This window comes from Nonomuraea sp. NPDC049649 (assembly GCF_040675175.1).
Taxonomy (GTDB): Bacteria; Actinomycetota; Actinomycetes; order Streptosporangiales; family Streptosporangiaceae; genus Nonomuraea.
Window position 1 is genome coordinate 72,351 of the sequence record NZ_JBFAOH010000004.1, and the last position, 16,043, is coordinate 88,393.

Sequence of the window (16,043 nt, forward strand, 5' to 3'; positions counted from 1 at the left end):
GACACTGGTAGGCGTGCGTCATCCAGTCATCGCCGTCGTGGGGCCCACCGCGGCCGGTAAGTCCGACCTCGCCGTCGACATCGCGCTGCGGCTGGGCGGGGAGTGCATCAACGCCGACTCCATGCAGCTCTACCGGGGCATGGACATCGGCACCGCCAAGCTGACCGAGGCCGAGCGGCGCGGGGTGCCCCATCACCTGCTCGACATCTGGGACGTGACGGTGACGGCCAGCGTCGCCGAGTACCAGAAGCTGGTCAGGCCGCTGATCGAGGCGATCGACGTGCCGGTGCTGGTGGGCGGGAGCGGGCTCTACGTCCGGGCGGCCATCGACGATCTGGAGTTCCCCGGCACCGATCCCGAGATCAGGGCCCGCCTGGAGGCGGAGCTGGCCGAGCGCGGCCCCGGCCCGCTGTACGAGCGGCTGCGCGAGCTCGACCCGGCCGCCGCCGAGGCGATCCTGCCCAGCAACGGGCGGCGCATCGTGCGGGCGCTGGAGGTGATCGAGCACTCCGGCCGGCCGTTCTCGGCGACCATGCCGTCCTACGAGGCGGTCTACCCGAGCGTGCAGATCGGGCTGGAGGTGCCCAGGCCGGTGCTGGACGAGCGGATCGAGACCAGGGTCGGGCGGATGTGGGCGGCGGGGCTGGTCGACGAGGTGCGGGAGCTGCTCGGGCGGGGCCTGGCCGAGGGCCGCACCGCGGGGCGGGCGCTCGGGTACGCGCAGGTGATCCGCTATTTGCAGGGGGAGTGGACGGAGGAGCAGGCGTTCGCGGAGACGGTGCGGGCGACCCGGCGGTTCGCCCGGCGGCAGGAGTCGTGGTTCCGGCGCGATCCGCGGGTCCGGTGGCTGCCGTACGACGACCCCCGGCTGCTTGACAGATCCCTCGCGCTCATAGCCGGACAGGCGTCCGGATAAAATGGGGTAATGCGCTTTCTCAAGGGGCACGGTACCGAGAACGACTTCGTCATCCTTCCCGACCCGGATGGCGAGCTCGACCTTCCCGCCTCCCTGGTCGCCCGGATCTGCGAAAGGCGGACCGGCATCGGGGCCGACGGTGTGCTCCGCGTGGTGCCCACCAAGCTGGTGCCCGAGGTGGCAGACCAGCAGGCCGAATGGTTCATGGACTACCGCAACGCCGACGGCGGCATGGCGGAGATGTGCGGCAACGGCTCCCGCGTCTTCGCCCGCTACCTGGTCGACGCGGGGCTGGTGGGGTCCGGAGAGTTCGCCATCGCCACCCGGGGCGGCACCCGGCGGGTCCGGATGGAGCCCGACGGCGAGATCACGATCGAGATGGGCAAGCCCGTGGTGCTCGGCACCAGCGTCACCACGGTGGGCGGTCACGAGTACGAGGGCGTCCGCGTCGACCTGGGCAACCCGCACCTGGCGTGCTCGATCGGCGACCCGGTGGTCCAGCTCGACCTCACCCACCAGCCGACCTTCGACCCGGCGGTGTTCCCCACGGGGGTCAACATCGAGCTGTTCAACGCGGTCGGCACCAGCCGGGCCGTGATGCGGGTCTTCGAGCGCGGTTCCGGCGAGACCCGTTCCTGCGGCACCGGCGCGGTCGCCACCGCGGTCGCGGCCGCCTCGCTGTCCGGCGAGACCACCGGCACGTGGACGATCGAGGTGCCGGGCGGCACGCTCACCGTCGTGCTCGACTCCGACACCAGCTACCTGCGCGGCCCGGCGGTCATCGTGGCCTCGGGCGAGCTCATGCTTGCAGAATGATGTTCTCCTAGGCGATGCTGGGTCTGCTTCCCGAACCGAGAGGGGTGGACATGGCAGACCCGCGCACCACCGCCGTCCAGACCAAGGCGCCCATCGGGCTCTACGGCGGCGGCTTCATGATCTCCCGCGAGGCCAAGGCCGTCTGCGACGAGTACGGCCTGGGGCCCCGGGAGTTCTATTTCCGCGGGCGCTGCGGGGTGCTCGGCGAGTGCGACGCCGACGTGGTGACCTCGGTGGCCGCGTTCTTCCCGGCCGGGCACGTCAGGGAGAGCTGGGAGGGCGGGCGGAAGCTGCCCGTCGAGCAGGCCGTCGAGCTGTACGCGCGGGTGTGCCAGGAGTGGGGCCGGCGCAAGCTCGGCGGCCACGACGGCTGCGCGAGGATCGCCGAGCTGCTGGAGAAGGTCGTCGCCGCGGCCTCGCCCGTGGGGGCGCCGCTCTTCGCCGGGTGGCGGGCCGTGCCGCTGGCCGGTGACCCGCCCGCGCGGGCCGTCCAGCTCATGCACGTCGTACGCGAGCTGCGCGGAGGGCTGCACACCGGCGCGGTGCTCGCGGCCGGGCTGAGCCCGCTGGAGGCCACGCTGGCCGCCGATCACGAGGGCACGCCCTTCGGCCCGCGGAGCGGCGAGATGATCGCGAAGTTCTTCGAGTGGCCTGAACCGTATCCGCGGCCGGATTCCGGCGTTGTCGCACGCCGGGCGGCTGCGGAAGAGGTCACGGACGATCTGATGGCACAGGTATTTTCCGTGCTAAATAGCGACGAATCGGACGAGCTCATTGGGCTTCTGCGTTTGGGGGACGCCCATTGACCTGGCAGACTGACTGCCCATGGACGTGGACATCTGGGCGTGGGTCGGCGAAACCCAGCAGCAGCTTTCCGAGGCGGGCAACGTGGGCCTCGCCATGGCTCTGGGAGACCTGCCCGCGCAGGCCTACGAAGGGCGATACCCGCAGCTCGACGTGATGGCCCCGGCCATCGCCCAGCAGGCGGAAACCCTGGAGCAGCCCTGGCTGGAGTTCTACGCCCGCTACTGGCACCTCGTCGGCCGCATCGGCGACCGCGCCCAGGGCGCGGTCGCGATCGAGGACGCCGAGTCGCTCCTCGAGTTCGCCCAGCGCGAAGACGTCCGCGACTGCCCGGCCACCCCGGCCGCCGTCGAGGCGCTCGCCCTCACCTGGGCCAACGCCGACGGCCCCGGCTACGCGGCCCAGCGGCTGGAGCTGCTGGCCCCGGCCATCGAGCAGGCCGACCCGTCCGGGCCCGCCTACAGCGGCCTGGTCACCCAGTACGTCTCCGCGCTGATCGACGCCGACCGCACCGAAGAGGCCCTCACCTACGCCAAGTCCGCCGCCGAGCGGCTGCAGGCCGCGGGCCGCGAGGCGAGCTGGGAGCTCGGCGCCGAGAGCGCCCGCGCGCTCCTGGCCGCGGGCCGCGCCGAGGACGCGCTCAAGGCGCTGCAGGCCGCCACCGGCTTCCAGGCCGACGACCCGGTCGCCAAGGAGCACCGCGACGGCGTGCGCCGCGCCCTCATCCTGGCCACGCTCGACCGCCTGAACGAGGCCGTCGACGCGCTGCCCGACCTCGACGTGGTCGGCGAGCACCCGCGGGTGTTCGTGGAGTGGGCGCAGGCCGTCTCCAAGCTGTCCGGCTCCGCCCAGATCACCAACACCTGGCAGCTCGGCCGGGTGCTGCGCCAGTGGATCGACTACTTCGGCATGATGGGCGGCTACCGCGCCCGCGTCGAGCTCGCCCTGGTGGCGGGCGACCTGGCCGTCGCCCGGCAGGGCGTCTGGCAGGCCAAGGCGCTGGCCGACCTGGCCGAGTCCGCCGCCGCCGAGCTGCGCGACGACACCGGCGTGGCCGAGCGCGTCGCCGCGCTGCGGGCCGCCGCCGAGGCGACCGCCGAGCCCGAGGCGCCCGGCCCCCTGGAGGAGCGCGTCGGCTACTTCGACGCCGCCGACGGCTACAACGCCGACCCCGAGCGCTGGATCGGCTGGCTAGCCCCGCTGTCCGGCAAGGACATCGAGGCCACCCGCCGCCACACCACCACGCTCGGCTTCCTGGGCTACCCCAGCGCCGGCGCCGACATCTACTGGAAGATGCTCGTCGACACCGGCGACATCGCCACCGCCGACGCCGACGACATCGGCTACCTCACCACGCTCCTCATCGAGGCCCGGCAGGACGAGCGGCTGGAGCAGATGGCCGGCATGCTGCCGCACGCCACCAAGCACCTCACGCTGGCCCGCCTCCACACCGCCCGCGAGCGCTGGCCCGAAGCCCTCGACAACGCCGAGCACGCCGTCGCCGCCGGTGCCGGGGTCGACGCCCGGCGCATCGTCGCCACCGCCGCCCAGCAGCTCGACCAGAACGCCAAGGGCGCCCAGGCGCTGCTCGAAGTCCTCGACGAGCTCACCGACGAAGACACCTGGCGCATGATCGTCATGGCCACCGCCGCCGAAGACTGGGCGACCGTCCGCAAGGGCGCCGCCAAGATCGGCATGCCGATCAAGTCCAAGGAAGGGCCGATCGAGGAGGAGATGGGCCTCATCCGGGTCATCCTCCCCGCCCCCGACGGCGGCCGCCGCCAGGTCCTGTCCATCCGCACCGGCCCCGCCACCGCCCGGCTGGCGCTGCCGCAGCCGCGCGGCATGGAGTACAACGCGGGCGACCTCGTCGTCTTCGACCCGCAGCTGCTGGAGCCGCTGCCCGAGGACCCCGAGGAGCAGAAGAACTTCGTGCCGCCCTTCGCGGCCGTGAGCATCCTGCGGCCCGGCGGCTACACCAGCTACTTCTTCGACGGCGCCGCGCCGAGCGAGGCCGACTGGACCGAGTTCACCGAGGTCATGGCCGAGCGCGGCTGGCCCATGTGGGTCTACAGCGACGAGAACTACCAGGTCACCCACCCGACGACCGGCGAGCAGATCCCCGGCGTGTTCGGCTGGGTCGCGGTGCCGCCCGGCGTCACGGCCGTCGAGGTCGACGCCCTGCTCGACGACGCCACCGAGCGCTGGTCGCACCCGCTGGCCTGGCTCGACCTGGCCCGCGAGGTCGGCGTCGAGGTCGAGCGGCACGAGCGCATCGTCAAGGAGTACGGCCTCTAACGAACTGGTCGACAAAAGACTGGAACCGCTCGTACTCAGCCAGGTCGAGCGGGCGACGTTAGCGGGGGATGGGCCGGTCGTCGCTCGACCGCGCGGGGTTTGGCCACGCGGGCGCAGATCGTGCAGGTCTGCGCCCGTGGGCTCAACGCGGCGGTGGTAGGCGCGGCCGGACACCGACCGCCCGCTCGCCCGCCCGACCGGCCACTCTGCCCAGCTGGCGGGGAGGCGAGAGACGATCGCCGCGTTCTGGCTCTCAGGGCGGGGTGGTCAGCTTGCGGGTTCGGTGTTGTGGCGGAGGCCGCGTAGGGCCGTTTCCACGACGGCGTCGGCGTAGGCGTGGGTGAGGGGGCCCGAGCGGTACAGCCAGCGGCCGAGCAGTGGGCTCCAGATCAGGTCGACCGCCACGTCCAGGTCCAGGTCGCCGGGGAGTTGCCCGGCTTTCTGGGCGGCGCGGAGGCGGGCCTTCTTGAGTTCCTGCATCGGACCGTCGAGGCGCTCGGCGTAGAGGGCGGCGAGCTTGGGGTCCTGGGTGATCTCGATGGCGAGTGCGCGGAGCGGGCGGTCGAAGCGCGGGTCGGCGAGCTCGTCGACGGTGGCCCGGAGCACCGCCTTGAGGTCGGCTTCGAGGTCGTCGGTGTCGGGCAGCGCCGAACCTTCGGGGCCCTCCGACAGGCTCAGGATCGCGTCGAAGAGCACCGCGCCCTTGGAGGGCCACCATCGGTAGATGGTCTGCTTGCCGACGCCGGCGCGGGCGGCGATGCCCTCGATGCTGAGCTTGGCGTAGCCCACCTCGCCGGCCAGTTCGAAGGCGGCCGTGAGGATGGCGCGGCGGGAGGCTTCGCTGCGGCGGCTCGAGCCGGGTGTGGTTCTGCGCTGCATGGCGCCGATCCTAGCAACGAGACGAGACGATCCGTCTTCGAAGCAGAAACCCCGCTCTTGTCGCTGGGATCGCTGGGCCTTATGTTCGTTGCGTAGTCCGGTGTTGTGTTGCGCATTAAGGAACAACCGGAGGGCCCATGACGAGCCGGCCTCGATTGGTGATCATAGGAGCCGGCATCGTGGGCTGTGCCCTGGCCGACGAGCTGACGGCACGGGGCTGGACCGACGTCACGGTCGTGGACCGGGGGCCGCTCCCCGCCACCGGCGGCTCCAGCTCCCACGCCCCGGGCCTGGTCTTCCAGACGAACCCGTCCAAGACCATGACCGCGTTCGCCTCGTACACCGTGCGGAAGTACACCGAGCTGGGCTGCTTCGACCAGGTCGGCGGCCTGGAGGTGGCGACCACCGAGGAGCGCTGGCAGGACCTGCACCGCAAGCACGGCTGGGCCGAGTCCTGGGGCGTCGAGGGCCGGCTGATCGATCCCGCCGCCTGCGCCGAGCTGTGGCCGCTGCTCGATCCGGGCCAGGTGCTCGGCGGTTTTCATGTGCCGTCAGACGGGCTGGCCGACGCCGTCCGCTGCTGCGAGACGCAGGCGCGGCGGGCGGCCGGGCGCGGCGCGCGGTTCCTCGGCGGGCACACCGTGGTCGGCATCGAGCAGCACGGCGGCCGGGTGACCGGCGTCGCCGTCGAGGACGGTGACCGCTACCGGGTGATCAAGGCGGAGGTGGTGGTCTGCGCGGCGGGGTTCTGGGGGCCGTCGATCGGGGCGATGGCCGGGCTGACCGTGCCGCTCCTGCCGCTGGCCCATCAGTACGCGAGATCCGGGCCGGTGCCGGGCAGCCGCGGGACCGGGCCGATCCTCCGCCACCAGGACCGCGACCTGTACTTCCGCCACCACGGCGACCGGATTGGCGTCGGCTCGTACGCGCACAGCCCGATGCCCGTCGCCCAGCACGAGATCGCCCGGAAAGCCACCACGATGCCGTCGGTCCAAACCTTCACCGAGGAGGACTTCGACCCCGCCTGGCGGGACGCCTGCGAGCTGCTGCCGCCGCTGGCCGAGACCAAGTACGGCGACGGCATCAACGGCGTCTTCTCCTTCACCCCCGACGGCTTCCCGCTGATCGGGGAGGCGCCGCACCTGGACGGGTTCTGGCTGGCCGAGGCCGTCTGGGTGACGCACTCGGCCGGGGTCGCCAAGGCGCTGGCCGAGCTGCTGGTCGACGGCGCGTCCCCGATCGATCTGCACGAGTGCGAGCTGAGCCGGTTCGAGCCGGTCCAGCTCTCCCCGGCGTTCATCGCCGAGCGCGGGGCGCAGAACTTCGTCGAGGTGTACGACGTCGTCCATCCGCTGCAGCCGATGGAGTCGCCCCGGCCGATGCGGACCAGCCCCTTCTACTCCCGCCAGCGCGAGCTGGGCGCCTTCTTCCTGGAGGGAGCCGGTTGGGAACGGCCGCACTGGTTCGAGGCCAACCGGCCGCTCCTGGACGACCTCGTACAAGCGGAGGAGGCGCGGGACGCCTGGGCGAGCCGCTACTGGTCGCCCATCGCCGCGGCCGAGTCGCACGCCACCCGCGAGGCCGTGGCGCTCTACGACATGACCCCGCTCAAGCGGATCGAGGTGGGCGGCGCGAAGGCGGCGGCGTTCCTGCAACGCCTGACCACCAACGACGTGGACAAGAAGCCCGGTTCCGTCACGTACACGCTCATGCTCGACACCAGGGGAGGCATCCGCTCCGACCTCACCGTGGCCAGGATCGAGGAGGACCGGTTCCAGATCGGTGCGAACGGCAACCTGGACCTCGACTGGATCTCCCGGCACGCGCCCGGCGGCGTGTACGTGCGCGACATCACGCCCGGCACCTGCTGCGTGGGCGTGTGGGGGCCGCGCGCCAGGGAGCTGGTGCAGCCGCTCACCGACATGGACTTATCCCACACCGGCTTCCGGTACTTCACGTGCAAGACCGGACACGTCGGCCAGGTGCCGGTGCTCGCGATGCGCGTCTCGTACGTCGGCGAGCTGGGCTGGGAGCTCTACACCACCGCCGACCTCGGCCTGAAGCTGTGGGACATGCTCTGGGCGACCGGCCTGCCGATCGCGGCGGGCAGGGCCGCGTTCAACAGCCTCCGGCTGGAGAAGGGCTACCGCATGTGGGGCGCCGACATGACGCCGGAGCACGACCCGTACGAGGCCGGGCTGGGGTTCGCGGTCAAGCCGGGCAAGGACTTCATCGGCCGCGACGCGCTCTCCCCGGACGTCACGCGCAAGCTGGCGCCGCTGCTCACCGCCGCGGTCGTCATGGGCCAGGAACCGGTCCGGTACGAGGGACGCACCGTCGGGTACGTCACCAGCGCCGCCTACGGCCACACGATCCGGCGGCCCATCGCCTACGCCTGGCTGCCCGCGGAGCTGGCCGAGCCCGGCACCCGCGTGGACGTCGCCTACTTCGGGCGGCGCGTCCCCGCCGAGGTCGCCGCCGAACCGCTCTTCGACCCGGAGATGGAGAAGATCCGACGGTGACCCACCCCGACTTCCTCTGGCGCGACCCCGACCCGAAACCCGCCTACGACGTCGTCATCGTCGGCGGCGGCGGCCACGGCCTGGCCACCGCCCACTACCTGGCCCGCGACCACGGCATCACGGACGTGGCCGTCCTGGAGATGGGCTGGCTCGCCGGCGGCAACATGGCGCGCAACACCACGATCATCCGCTCCAACTACCTGTGGGACGAGAGCGCCGCCCTCTACGAGCACTCGCTCAAACTGTGGGAGGGGCTGAGCGACGAGCTCGGCTACGACCTGCAGTTCAGCCAGCGCGGCGTGCTCAACCTCGCGCACACCCTCGGCGACGTGCGCGAGGGCAGGCGGCGGGTGAACGCCAACCGGCTCAACGGCGTGGACGCCGAATGGCTCGACGCCGCCGAGGTCGCCGAGTTCTGCCCCATCGTCAACGTCTCCGGGAACGCCCGCTACCCCGTCCTGGGCGGCACGCTCCAGCGGCGCGGCGGCATCGCCAAGCACGACCACGTCGCCTGGGCGCTGGCCCGCAAGGCCGACGCCTGCGGGATCGACCTCATCCAGGGCTGCGAGGTGACCGGATTCGAGATCGCGCACGGCCGGGTCCGCGCCGTCGAGACCACGCGCGGCCGGATCGCCGCCGGGAAGGTCGCGCTCGCCGCCGCCGGTCACACCTCCGTGCTCGCCGCCAAGGCCGGGCTCCGGCTGCCGCTCCAGTCGCACCCGCTGCAGGCGCTGGTGTCGGAGCTGCTGGAGCCGGTGCTCGGCTGCGTGGTCATGTCGAACGCGGTGCACGTGTACGTCAGCCAGGCCCACAAGGGGGAACTGGTCATGGGCGCCGGCATCGACCCGTACAACTCCTACGGGCAGCGCGGCGCCTTCCACGTGATCGAGGCGCAGATGGCGGCGGCGCTGGAGCTGTTCCCGATCTTCAGCCGGGCGCGCGTGCTGCGCACCTGGGCGGGCATCGTGGACGTGTCCCCGGACGCCTCCCCGATCATCGGCCGCACCCCGGTCGACGGCCTGTACGTCAACGCGGGCTGGGGGACCGGCGGCTTCAAGGCCACCCCCGGCGCCGGCTGGGTCTACGCGCACACCATCGCCCGCGACGAACCCCATCCGCTGGCCGAGCCGTTCGCGCTCGACCGGTTCACCAGCGGGGCGCTCGTCGACGAGCACGGCGCGGCGGCGGTGGCCCACTGATGATGCTCCTGGACTGCCCGTTCTGCGGGCCCCGCGACGAGAACGAGTTCCGCTACGGCGGGCAGGCCGGCGTCGCCTACCCCGCCAACCCCGCCGGGCTGTCCGACGAGGACTGGGCCGCGTACCTGTTCGTCCGCGACAACCCCAGGGGCTGGTTCCGCGAGCGCTGGTTCCACGCGCTCGGCTGCCGCACCTGGTTCACCGTCGAGCGGCACACCGTGACCCACGAGATCCGGAAGGCCCCATGAGCCGTCTCCCGTCCGGCGGTCTGATCGACCGCTCCGTCACGCTGCCCTTCCGCTTCGACGGCCGGCCGCTCCACGGCCATCCGGGCGACACGCTCGCCTCCGCGCTGCTGGCCTCGGGCGTACGCGTCGCCGGGCGGAGCGTGAACCTGGGCCGGCCGCGTGGCATCTTCACCGCCGGGCCCGAGGAGCCGAACGCGCTGGTACGGATCGGCGCCGACCCGATGCTGCCCGCCACCGCCGTCGAACTGCACGCGGGCCTGGAGGCGTGGAGCCTGCGCGGCAAGGGCCGCCTCGACCCCTCCGCCCCCGACGAGCGCCGCTGCGACAAGGGCTACCTGCACTGCGAGGTGCTGGTCGTGGGCGGCGGACCGGCCGGGCTCGCCGCCGCGCTCGCGGCCGGGGAATCGGGCGTACGGGTCATCCTGGTCGACGATCAGCCCCGGCTCGGAGGCGATCTGCTGGGCAGCCGGGTCCGGCTGGACGGCGCGCCCGCGCTCGACTGGGTCGCCTCGGCCGAGTCCCGCCTGGCCGCGCTGCCCGAGGTAAGGGTGTTCACCAGGACCACCGCGATCGGCTGCTACGACCACGGCTACGTCGTCGCCGTCGAGCGCCGCCCGCGCGGTGAACGGCTCTGGCACTTCCGCGCGGGCCGCGTCGTGCTGGCCACCGGGGCGCACGAGCGGTCGCTGCCGTTCCCCGGCAACGACCTGCCGGGCGTCATGCTCGCCGCCGCCGCGCGCACCTACGTCAACCGGTACGGGGTGCGGCCGGGGAACCGCGCGGTCGTCTACGCCTGCGCGGATTCGGGGTACGAGGCGGCGCGCGACCTGGCGGCGGCCGGGGTGGAGATCGCCGCCGTCGTGGACCCGCGCTCCGGCGGCGAGGTCGTCACCGGCACAGTCACCGGCACAGTCACCGGCACAGTGCCCGGCGGCGACGGCACCCTCGCGGCCGTCCTGATCGGCGACCGGCGGGTGGAGGCCGACCTGCTGGCCGTGGCGGGCGGCTGGAACCCGGCGGTGCACCTGTTCGGCCAGGCGCAGGGCAGGCTGCGCTTCGACGACACCCTGCGCGCCTTCGTCCCCGCCGGCCCTGCCCGGACGGTCACCCCGGTCGGCGCCTGCCGCGGCCTCTACAGCACCGCCCAGGCGATCGAGGACGGCTACCGGTCGTCGCTCACCGAGTTCCGGGTGCCGGAGTCGGATGAGGAGGTGCTGAGGGCGCCCGCGGCGTACTGGGGGGAACTGGACCCGGATCCGACGGCGTTCGTGGATCTGCAGCGGGACGTCACCGTCGCCGACGTGGCGAAGGCCACCGGGGCCGGGATGCGCTCGGTGGAGCACGTCAAACGGTTCACCACCGCGAGCACCGGCGCCGATCAGGGCAAGACCTCCGGCGCCCTGGTCGTCGGGGTGCTGTCCGAGCTGCTGGGCGCGGCGCCCGGGGAGGTCGGCACCACCACGTTCCGTCCCCCGTACACGCCGGTGTCGTTCGCCACGCTGGCCGGGCGCGACCGGGGCGCGCTCTCCGACCCCGTCAGGACCACCGCCATGCACGGCGCGCACCTCGCCAGGGGAGCGGTGTTCGAGGACGTCGGCCAGTGGAAACGCCCCCGCTACTTCCCGCGGGACGGCGAGACCATGACCGAGGCGGTGCGGCGCGAGTGCGCGGCCGCCCGCACGGCCGTGGCCGCGATGGACGCCTCCACCCTGGGCAAGATCGACATCCGGGGCGCGGACGCGGGCGCGTTCCTGGACCGGATCTACACCAACGTGTTCTCCACGCTCCCCGTCGGCGCCTGCCGCTACGGGCTGATGTGCACCGCCGACGGGATGGTGTTCGACGACGGCACCACCAGCAGGCTGGGCGAGCGCCACTACCTGATGACCACCACCACCGGGAACGCCGCCGCCGTGCTCGACTGGCTGGAGGAGTGGCACCAGACCGAGTGGCCGTCCCTGGACGTCCGGTTCACCTCGGTCACCGACCACTGGGCCACCGTCGTCGTGGCCGGCCCGCGGGCGCGGACGGTGATCGCCGCCGTCGCCCCCGGCGCGCTCGGCCTGGCGTTCATGCGCTGCGCGGAGACCGGCGTGCTCGGCGTGCCGGGCCGGGTGTTCAGGATCAGCTTCTCGGGCGAGCCGGCGTACGAGGTGAACGTCCCGTGGCCGTACGGGCGGGCGCTCTGGGAGACGGTGCTGGACCTCGGCGCCGTTCCGTACGGGACCGAGACCATGCACGTGCTCCGGGCCGAGAAGGGCTTCCCGATCGTCGGCCAGGAGACGGACGGCACGGTCACCCCGCAGGACCTCGGCATGGCGTGGATCGTGTCCCGGCGCAAGCCGGACTTCGTCGGCAAGCGCTCGCACGCGCGGCCCGACACCGCGCGGACCGGCCGCAAACGGCTGGTGGGCCTGCTGACCGAGGACCCGTCGGTGTGCGTCGAGGAGGGTGCCCAGCTCGTCCCCGAGGGGGAACGCGGCCCGATGCTGGGCCACGTCACCTCCAGCTACCCGAGCGTCGCGCTGGGCCGTTCCATCGGCCTGGCGCTGGCCCGGGACGTGCGGCCCGGCGACCGGCTGACGGCGATCTCGGGTGACACCGCGACCCCCGTGCGCGTCGTCTCACCGGTCTTCTACGACCCGGACAACCTGCGGCGCGACGGCGACCCGGCGGACGACGCCGCCGTCCGCGTCCCGCCCGGCATCCGCGGCAGGGCGGAGAGCCCGGGGGCGGCCTTCGCGGAGCGGTTCGAGGCGGCGGGCGGCAAGCGGGTGCGGGAGGTGGCGTTCGTGCCCATCTGGGAGGTACGGGGCGAGGACCCGGGCACGGGGATGCGGCTGGGACCGGACTGGTGGCTGGTGACCGGGGAGGCCGAGCCGGAGCCCGGCTGGGTGGACGTGTCGGGCCAGCGGACGGTGATCGAGATCACCGGACCCGGCGCCCTGGACGTCCTGGTGACCGGATGCCCGATCGATCTGCATCCGTCCGTGTTCACCGGCCACGCCCAGACGCTCCTCGGCAAGGCCCCGGTGATCATCCAGCGGTTCGGCGACGGGTATCGCGTCTACGTTCGCTCTTCGTACACGAACTATGTCGGAGAGTGGTTGATCGATGCACTAGAGGGATAAAGCGCAGGCAAAGCGGAAATTGATATACCTAGACCTTCGATAGTCGAGTCTGGGAGTCGCAGTGCGTGCTCGGGCGGTCGTGGCGGGTTTGGCCGCCGTGGTGATGCTCACCGGTTGCGGGGAGCTGGAAGCGCAACTCGAAAGGCAGGTGGAGCGCGGCGGCGGCACTTCCGCCCAGAGCGACGTCAACGTCAAGGAGGCCCGCGCCAAGCTGGAGAAGCTGGCCGTCAAGGGCCGGGCGCCGAAGACCGGGTTCGACCGCAAGAAGTTCGGACCCGCCTGGGCGGACGTCGACCGGAACGGCTGCGACACCCGCAACGACATCCTCAAGCGCGACCTGACCGACGAGACGTTCAAGCCGGGCACCCACGACTGCATCGTCCTCACCGGAGTTCTCGAGGACCCCTACAGCGGCAAGACGATCAACTTCAAGCGCGGCCAGGACACCAGCAGCAAGGTCCAGATCGACCACCTGATCCCGCTCTCGGACGCCTGGCAGAAGGGCGCCCAGCAGTGGTCGGACACCAAGCGCAAGGAGTTCGCCAACGACCCGCTCAACCTGCTCGCCGTCGACGGCCCGCTCAACGGCCAGAAGAGCGACTCCGACGCGGCGACCTGGCTGCCGCCGCGCCGGGCCTACTGGTGCCCGTACATCGCCCGTCAGGTCGAGGTGAAGGCGAAGTACGAGCTCTGGGTCACCCGCGCCGAGAAGGAGGCGATGGAGGGCATCCTGGACAAGTGCTGAGCGTCAGTCGTCGTCGTCCACCCGCTCGGACTCCTGCTTGAGCAGCTTGCCCGACGTGGCGTCGATGTCGAGCTCGTACTCCACGTCGCCCTTGATGGTCTTGACCTCCCAGACGTCCGCACGCTTGCCGCGGCCGTCGAGGTCGACCTCCGACACCCACGAGCCCGGCACCTCCTTCAGGGCGATCTCGATGGCCTGCTGGGCGGTCACCCGGGGCGCCGAGAGCTGGGCGGCGTCCCGCTCGGGGGCGTCCTGGGAGGCCGCGAAGGCGGCGGTGCCCCCGGCGGCGAGGGTCAGGGCGGCGGCTCCGGCGACGAGGATTCTCTTCGTGATCTGCATGTCACCAAGGGAACCCCGCAGGCCGGTAATGCCGCGCTAAGGACGCCTTAAGGTCAGCTCAACCCTCGCGCCGCCGCCGGACGACACCGTCATGCCGCCGCCGGTGGACTCGGCGAGGCGGCGGGCGATGTCCAGGCCGAGCCCGGTCGAGCCGCCGCCGCTGGTGCCCCGGGCCAGCAGAGCGGGGTCGAAACCGGGCCCGGTGTCGCTGACCACGAGCACCGCCCCCGACGGATGGGGCGCGAGCCGTACCGAGAAGGACGCCCCCTCGGGTGTGTGCGCGAACACGTTGCCCAGCAGCGCGTCCAGGCCCGCCGCCAGCGACTCGGCGCCGGCCGCGACGGGCAGCTCGCCGTCGGGCAGCTCCACCGTCACCTCGCGGCCCTGGTCCTCGGCGAGCACCGACCAGAACCGCACCCGCTCCCGCACCACCGCGGTGGCGTCGCAGGACTCGCGCCCGGCCGAGCGGCGGCGGGCGTCGCTGATGACCGAGCTCACGGCGCGCTCCAGCGCGTCCACGCGCGCTCCCACGCGCGCGGCCTCCTCCGGGTCGCGCAGCGACTCCGCGTCCAGCCTGAGGCCCGTCAGAGGCGTACGGAGGCGGTGCGACAGGTCGGCCACCGACTCCCGCTCGGCGGCGAGCAGGTCACCGATCCGGTCCGCCAGATGGTTGAGTGCCAGCGCGACCGCCCGCACCTCCGGAGGGCCGCCCGGCTCCGCCCGCGCCTCCAGATCGCCGCCCGCCAGCCGATGCGACACCCGGGCCAGCCCGCCGATCGGCCCCGTCACCGCCCTGGCCAGCCGGTCGGCCAGCACGATCCCCAGCACGACCAGCGCCAGCCCCAGCACGAGCAGGGCCGCCCACGCCTCCCGGACGCCGCGCAGCAGCTCCCCGCCGCTCACGTACGACCTGACGACCACGGTGCCCTCCGGCGACTGCACCGCGACCAGCACCTCCCGGCCGTCACCGGCCTCGGCGGTGACGCTGCGGCCGGTCGCCGCCAGCCGGACCGCGTCCGTGCGCTCCGCCGGCACGCCGATCACCCGCCCGCCGGGCAGGAACACCGTCACGGGCGCCTCCACCCGCTCCACCGCCAGCGACAGTTCCGGGGTGCCGACCGCGACGGCCACCGACTCGGCGGCGGCGGTCGCGCGGCTCATCGCGCCGTTCTCCGCCACCGTACGGATCAGCACCGCCATCGGCACCAGCAGCGCGACCAGCACGAGCGACGTGGTGGCGGCCACCAGCAGCGCCAGCCAGCGCCTCATCGGGCACCTCCCCGTCCAGGCGGCCTCACGACGGCTCGACCAGCTTCACCCCGACCCCGCGCACGGTGTGCAGATAGCGCGGCGCCGCCGCCGTCTCGCCCAGCTTCCTGCGCAGCCACGACAGATGCACGTCCACGGTCTTGTCCGCGCCGCCGTACGGCAGCCGCCACACCTCGGTCAGCAGCTCCCGCTTGGTGACGACCTCGCCCTGCCGCGCCGCCAGATAGTGCAGCACGTCGAACTCGCGCGGCGTCAGGTCCAGCGCCGCGCCGTCCAGCTCGGCCAGCCGGGCGCGCGGGTCCACCCGGAGCGCGCCCACCTGCAGCGGAGCCGGCGCCGCCTCCCCGGCCCGGCGCAGCACCGCCCTGATCCGGGCGTCGAGCTGGGCGGCGCTGTACGGCTTGACCACGTAGTCGTCCGCGCCCGCGTCCAGCACCGGCACCATCTCCGCGTCGCCGTCGCGCGCGGTCGCCACGATCACCGGCACCTGGCTCACCGCCCGCAGCATCCGCAGCAGCTCGGCGCCGTCCAGGTCGGGCAGGCCCAGATCGAGCACGATCAGATCGGGACGGTCCTGCACGGCCAGCCGCAGGCCGTCGAGCGCGGTGGGGGAGGAGGAGACGGCATGGCCGAGATCCCGCAGCCCGCGGCTCAGCGCCGTACGGATCGCCACGTCGTCCTCGATGAGCAGGATGTCAGCCATCAAATTCTCCCGAGGGAATCATTACCTTCAGGCGGCAGGGGAATCGGGAGCGGGAGCGATGCCAAGGCCCGAGTGTGCCCTGCCCTGTCAGGTTCGCGCATCACCGATGTCCTTCCCTGCTTTTGTCGGCACCAGCCGATACCGTGGTGCTGTCGTTACCAAACGTGACAGGAG

At 72.6% G+C, this 16,043-nt stretch carries 13 protein-coding genes; 9 read left to right on the forward strand and 4 right to left on the reverse strand.

Annotated features, from left to right (window positions below; all coding sequences use genetic code 11):
- Positions 1-13 precede the first annotated feature (13 nt).
- Genes miaA through AB0J42_RS07525 form a run of 4 tightly spaced genes read left to right on the forward strand, consistent with a single transcriptional unit; the run spans position 14 to position 4,834 of the window.
- Positions 14-916, forward strand: coding sequence for a tRNA (adenosine(37)-N6)-dimethylallyltransferase MiaA (gene miaA / locus AB0J42_RS07510; RefSeq protein WP_364289996.1), 903 nt, complete (start codon positions 14-16; stop codon positions 914-916).
- A gap of 9 nt (positions 917-925) precedes the next feature.
- Positions 926-1,732 carry a diaminopimelate epimerase gene (gene dapF, locus AB0J42_RS07515; RefSeq protein ID WP_364289998.1) on the forward strand — a complete coding sequence of 269 codons (807 nt, stop codon included), beginning with the start codon at positions 926-928 and terminating at the stop codon, positions 1,730-1,732.
- A gap of 50 nt (positions 1,733-1,782) precedes the next feature.
- Positions 1,783-2,538: a hypothetical protein gene (locus AB0J42_RS07520; RefSeq protein WP_364290000.1), complete on the forward strand. Its 756-nt coding sequence runs from the start codon at positions 1,783-1,785 to the stop codon at positions 2,536-2,538.
- Between the two features lie 19 nt (positions 2,539-2,557).
- Entirely contained in the window at positions 2,558-4,834 is a 2,277-nt protein-coding gene (locus tag AB0J42_RS07525; RefSeq protein ID WP_364290002.1) for a tetratricopeptide repeat protein, read from the forward strand.
- A 267-nt stretch (positions 4,835-5,101) separates the two neighbouring features.
- On the opposite strand, the gene AB0J42_RS07530 is transcribed toward AB0J42_RS07525, so the two are convergent.
- Positions 5,102-5,713 carry a TetR/AcrR family transcriptional regulator gene (locus tag AB0J42_RS07530; protein ID WP_364290004.1) on the reverse strand — a complete coding sequence of 204 codons (612 nt, stop codon included), beginning with the start codon at positions 5,711-5,713 and terminating at the stop codon, positions 5,102-5,104.
- A 137-nt stretch (positions 5,714-5,850) separates the two neighbouring features.
- Between AB0J42_RS07530 and AB0J42_RS07535 the strand changes: the two genes are divergently transcribed.
- From AB0J42_RS07535 to AB0J42_RS07555, 5 genes are all read left to right on the forward strand, one after another.
- The gene (locus AB0J42_RS07535; RefSeq protein ID WP_364290006.1) at positions 5,851-8,235 is read left to right on the forward strand and encodes an FAD-dependent oxidoreductase; all 2,385 of its coding nucleotides are present in this window, start codon (positions 5,851-5,853) and stop codon (positions 8,233-8,235) included.
- Positions 8,232-9,434, forward strand: coding sequence for a sarcosine oxidase subunit beta family protein (locus AB0J42_RS07540; protein ID WP_364290008.1), 1,203 nt, complete (start codon positions 8,232-8,234; stop codon positions 9,432-9,434). Before AB0J42_RS07535 ends, AB0J42_RS07540 begins: the two co-directional genes overlap by 4 nt.
- Entirely contained in the window at positions 9,434-9,682 is a 249-nt protein-coding gene (locus AB0J42_RS07545; RefSeq protein ID WP_364290010.1) for a sarcosine oxidase subunit delta, read from the forward strand. The genes AB0J42_RS07540 and AB0J42_RS07545 overlap by 1 nt, the downstream gene beginning before the upstream one ends.
- Complete coding sequence (locus tag AB0J42_RS07550; protein ID WP_364290012.1) at positions 9,679-12,813, forward strand: 2Fe-2S iron-sulfur cluster-binding protein; 3,135 nt, start codon at positions 9,679-9,681, stop codon at positions 12,811-12,813. Before AB0J42_RS07545 ends, AB0J42_RS07550 begins: the two co-directional genes overlap by 4 nt.
- Positions 12,814-12,874: 61 nt before the next feature.
- Positions 12,875-13,558, forward strand: a complete 684-nt coding sequence (locus AB0J42_RS07555; protein ID WP_364290014.1) for an HNH endonuclease family protein — start codon at positions 12,875-12,877, stop codon at positions 13,556-13,558.
- A gap of 3 nt (positions 13,559-13,561) precedes the next feature.
- Here the strand turns inward: AB0J42_RS07555 and AB0J42_RS07560 are convergent, their stop codons facing one another.
- The 3 genes from AB0J42_RS07560 to AB0J42_RS07570 are packed head-to-tail and all read right to left on the reverse strand — an operon-like array spanning position 13,562 to position 15,869.
- The gene (locus AB0J42_RS07560) at positions 13,562-13,897 is read right to left on the reverse strand and encodes a PepSY domain-containing protein (RefSeq protein ID WP_364290016.1); all 336 of its coding nucleotides are present in this window, start codon (positions 13,895-13,897) and stop codon (positions 13,562-13,564) included.
- 36 nt (positions 13,898-13,933) lie between these two features.
- The gene (locus tag AB0J42_RS07565; RefSeq protein WP_364290018.1) at positions 13,934-15,166 is read right to left on the reverse strand and encodes a HAMP domain-containing sensor histidine kinase; all 1,233 of its coding nucleotides are present in this window, start codon (positions 15,164-15,166) and stop codon (positions 13,934-13,936) included.
- A gap of 25 nt (positions 15,167-15,191) precedes the next feature.
- Positions 15,192-15,869, reverse strand: coding sequence for a response regulator transcription factor (locus AB0J42_RS07570; protein WP_364290019.1), 678 nt, complete (start codon positions 15,867-15,869; stop codon positions 15,192-15,194).
- Positions 15,870-16,043 lie beyond the last annotated feature (174 nt).

Bases quoted from the DNA above. Each gene is read 5' to 3' on its own strand.
- AB0J42_RS07530 (WP_364290004.1), bottom strand. From the start codon at position 5,713: ATGCAGCGCAGAACCACACCCGGCTCGAGCCGCCGCAGCGAAGCCTCC.
- AB0J42_RS07570 (WP_364290019.1), bottom strand. From the start codon at position 15,869: ATGGCTGACATCCTGCTCATCGAGGACGACGTGGCGATCCGTACGGCG.
- AB0J42_RS07550 (WP_364290012.1), top strand. From the start codon at position 9,679: ATGAGCCGTCTCCCGTCCGGCGGTCTGATCGACCGCTCCGTCACGCTG.
- AB0J42_RS07520 (WP_364290000.1), top strand. From the start codon at position 1,783: ATGGCAGACCCGCGCACCACCGCCGTCCAGACCAAGGCGCCCATCGGG.
- AB0J42_RS07565 (WP_364290018.1), bottom strand. From the start codon at position 15,166: ATGAGGCGCTGGCTGGCGCTGCTGGTGGCCGCCACCACGTCGCTCGTG.
- AB0J42_RS07545 (WP_364290010.1), top strand. From the start codon at position 9,434: ATGATGCTCCTGGACTGCCCGTTCTGCGGGCCCCGCGACGAGAACGAG.
- AB0J42_RS07525 (WP_364290002.1), top strand. From the start codon at position 2,558: ATGGACGTGGACATCTGGGCGTGGGTCGGCGAAACCCAGCAGCAGCTT.
- dapF (WP_364289998.1), top strand. From the start codon at position 926: ATGCGCTTTCTCAAGGGGCACGGTACCGAGAACGACTTCGTCATCCTT.
- AB0J42_RS07535 (WP_364290006.1), top strand. From the start codon at position 5,851: ATGACGAGCCGGCCTCGATTGGTGATCATAGGAGCCGGCATCGTGGGC.
- AB0J42_RS07560 (WP_364290016.1), bottom strand. From the start codon at position 13,897: ATGCAGATCACGAAGAGAATCCTCGTCGCCGGAGCCGCCGCCCTGACC.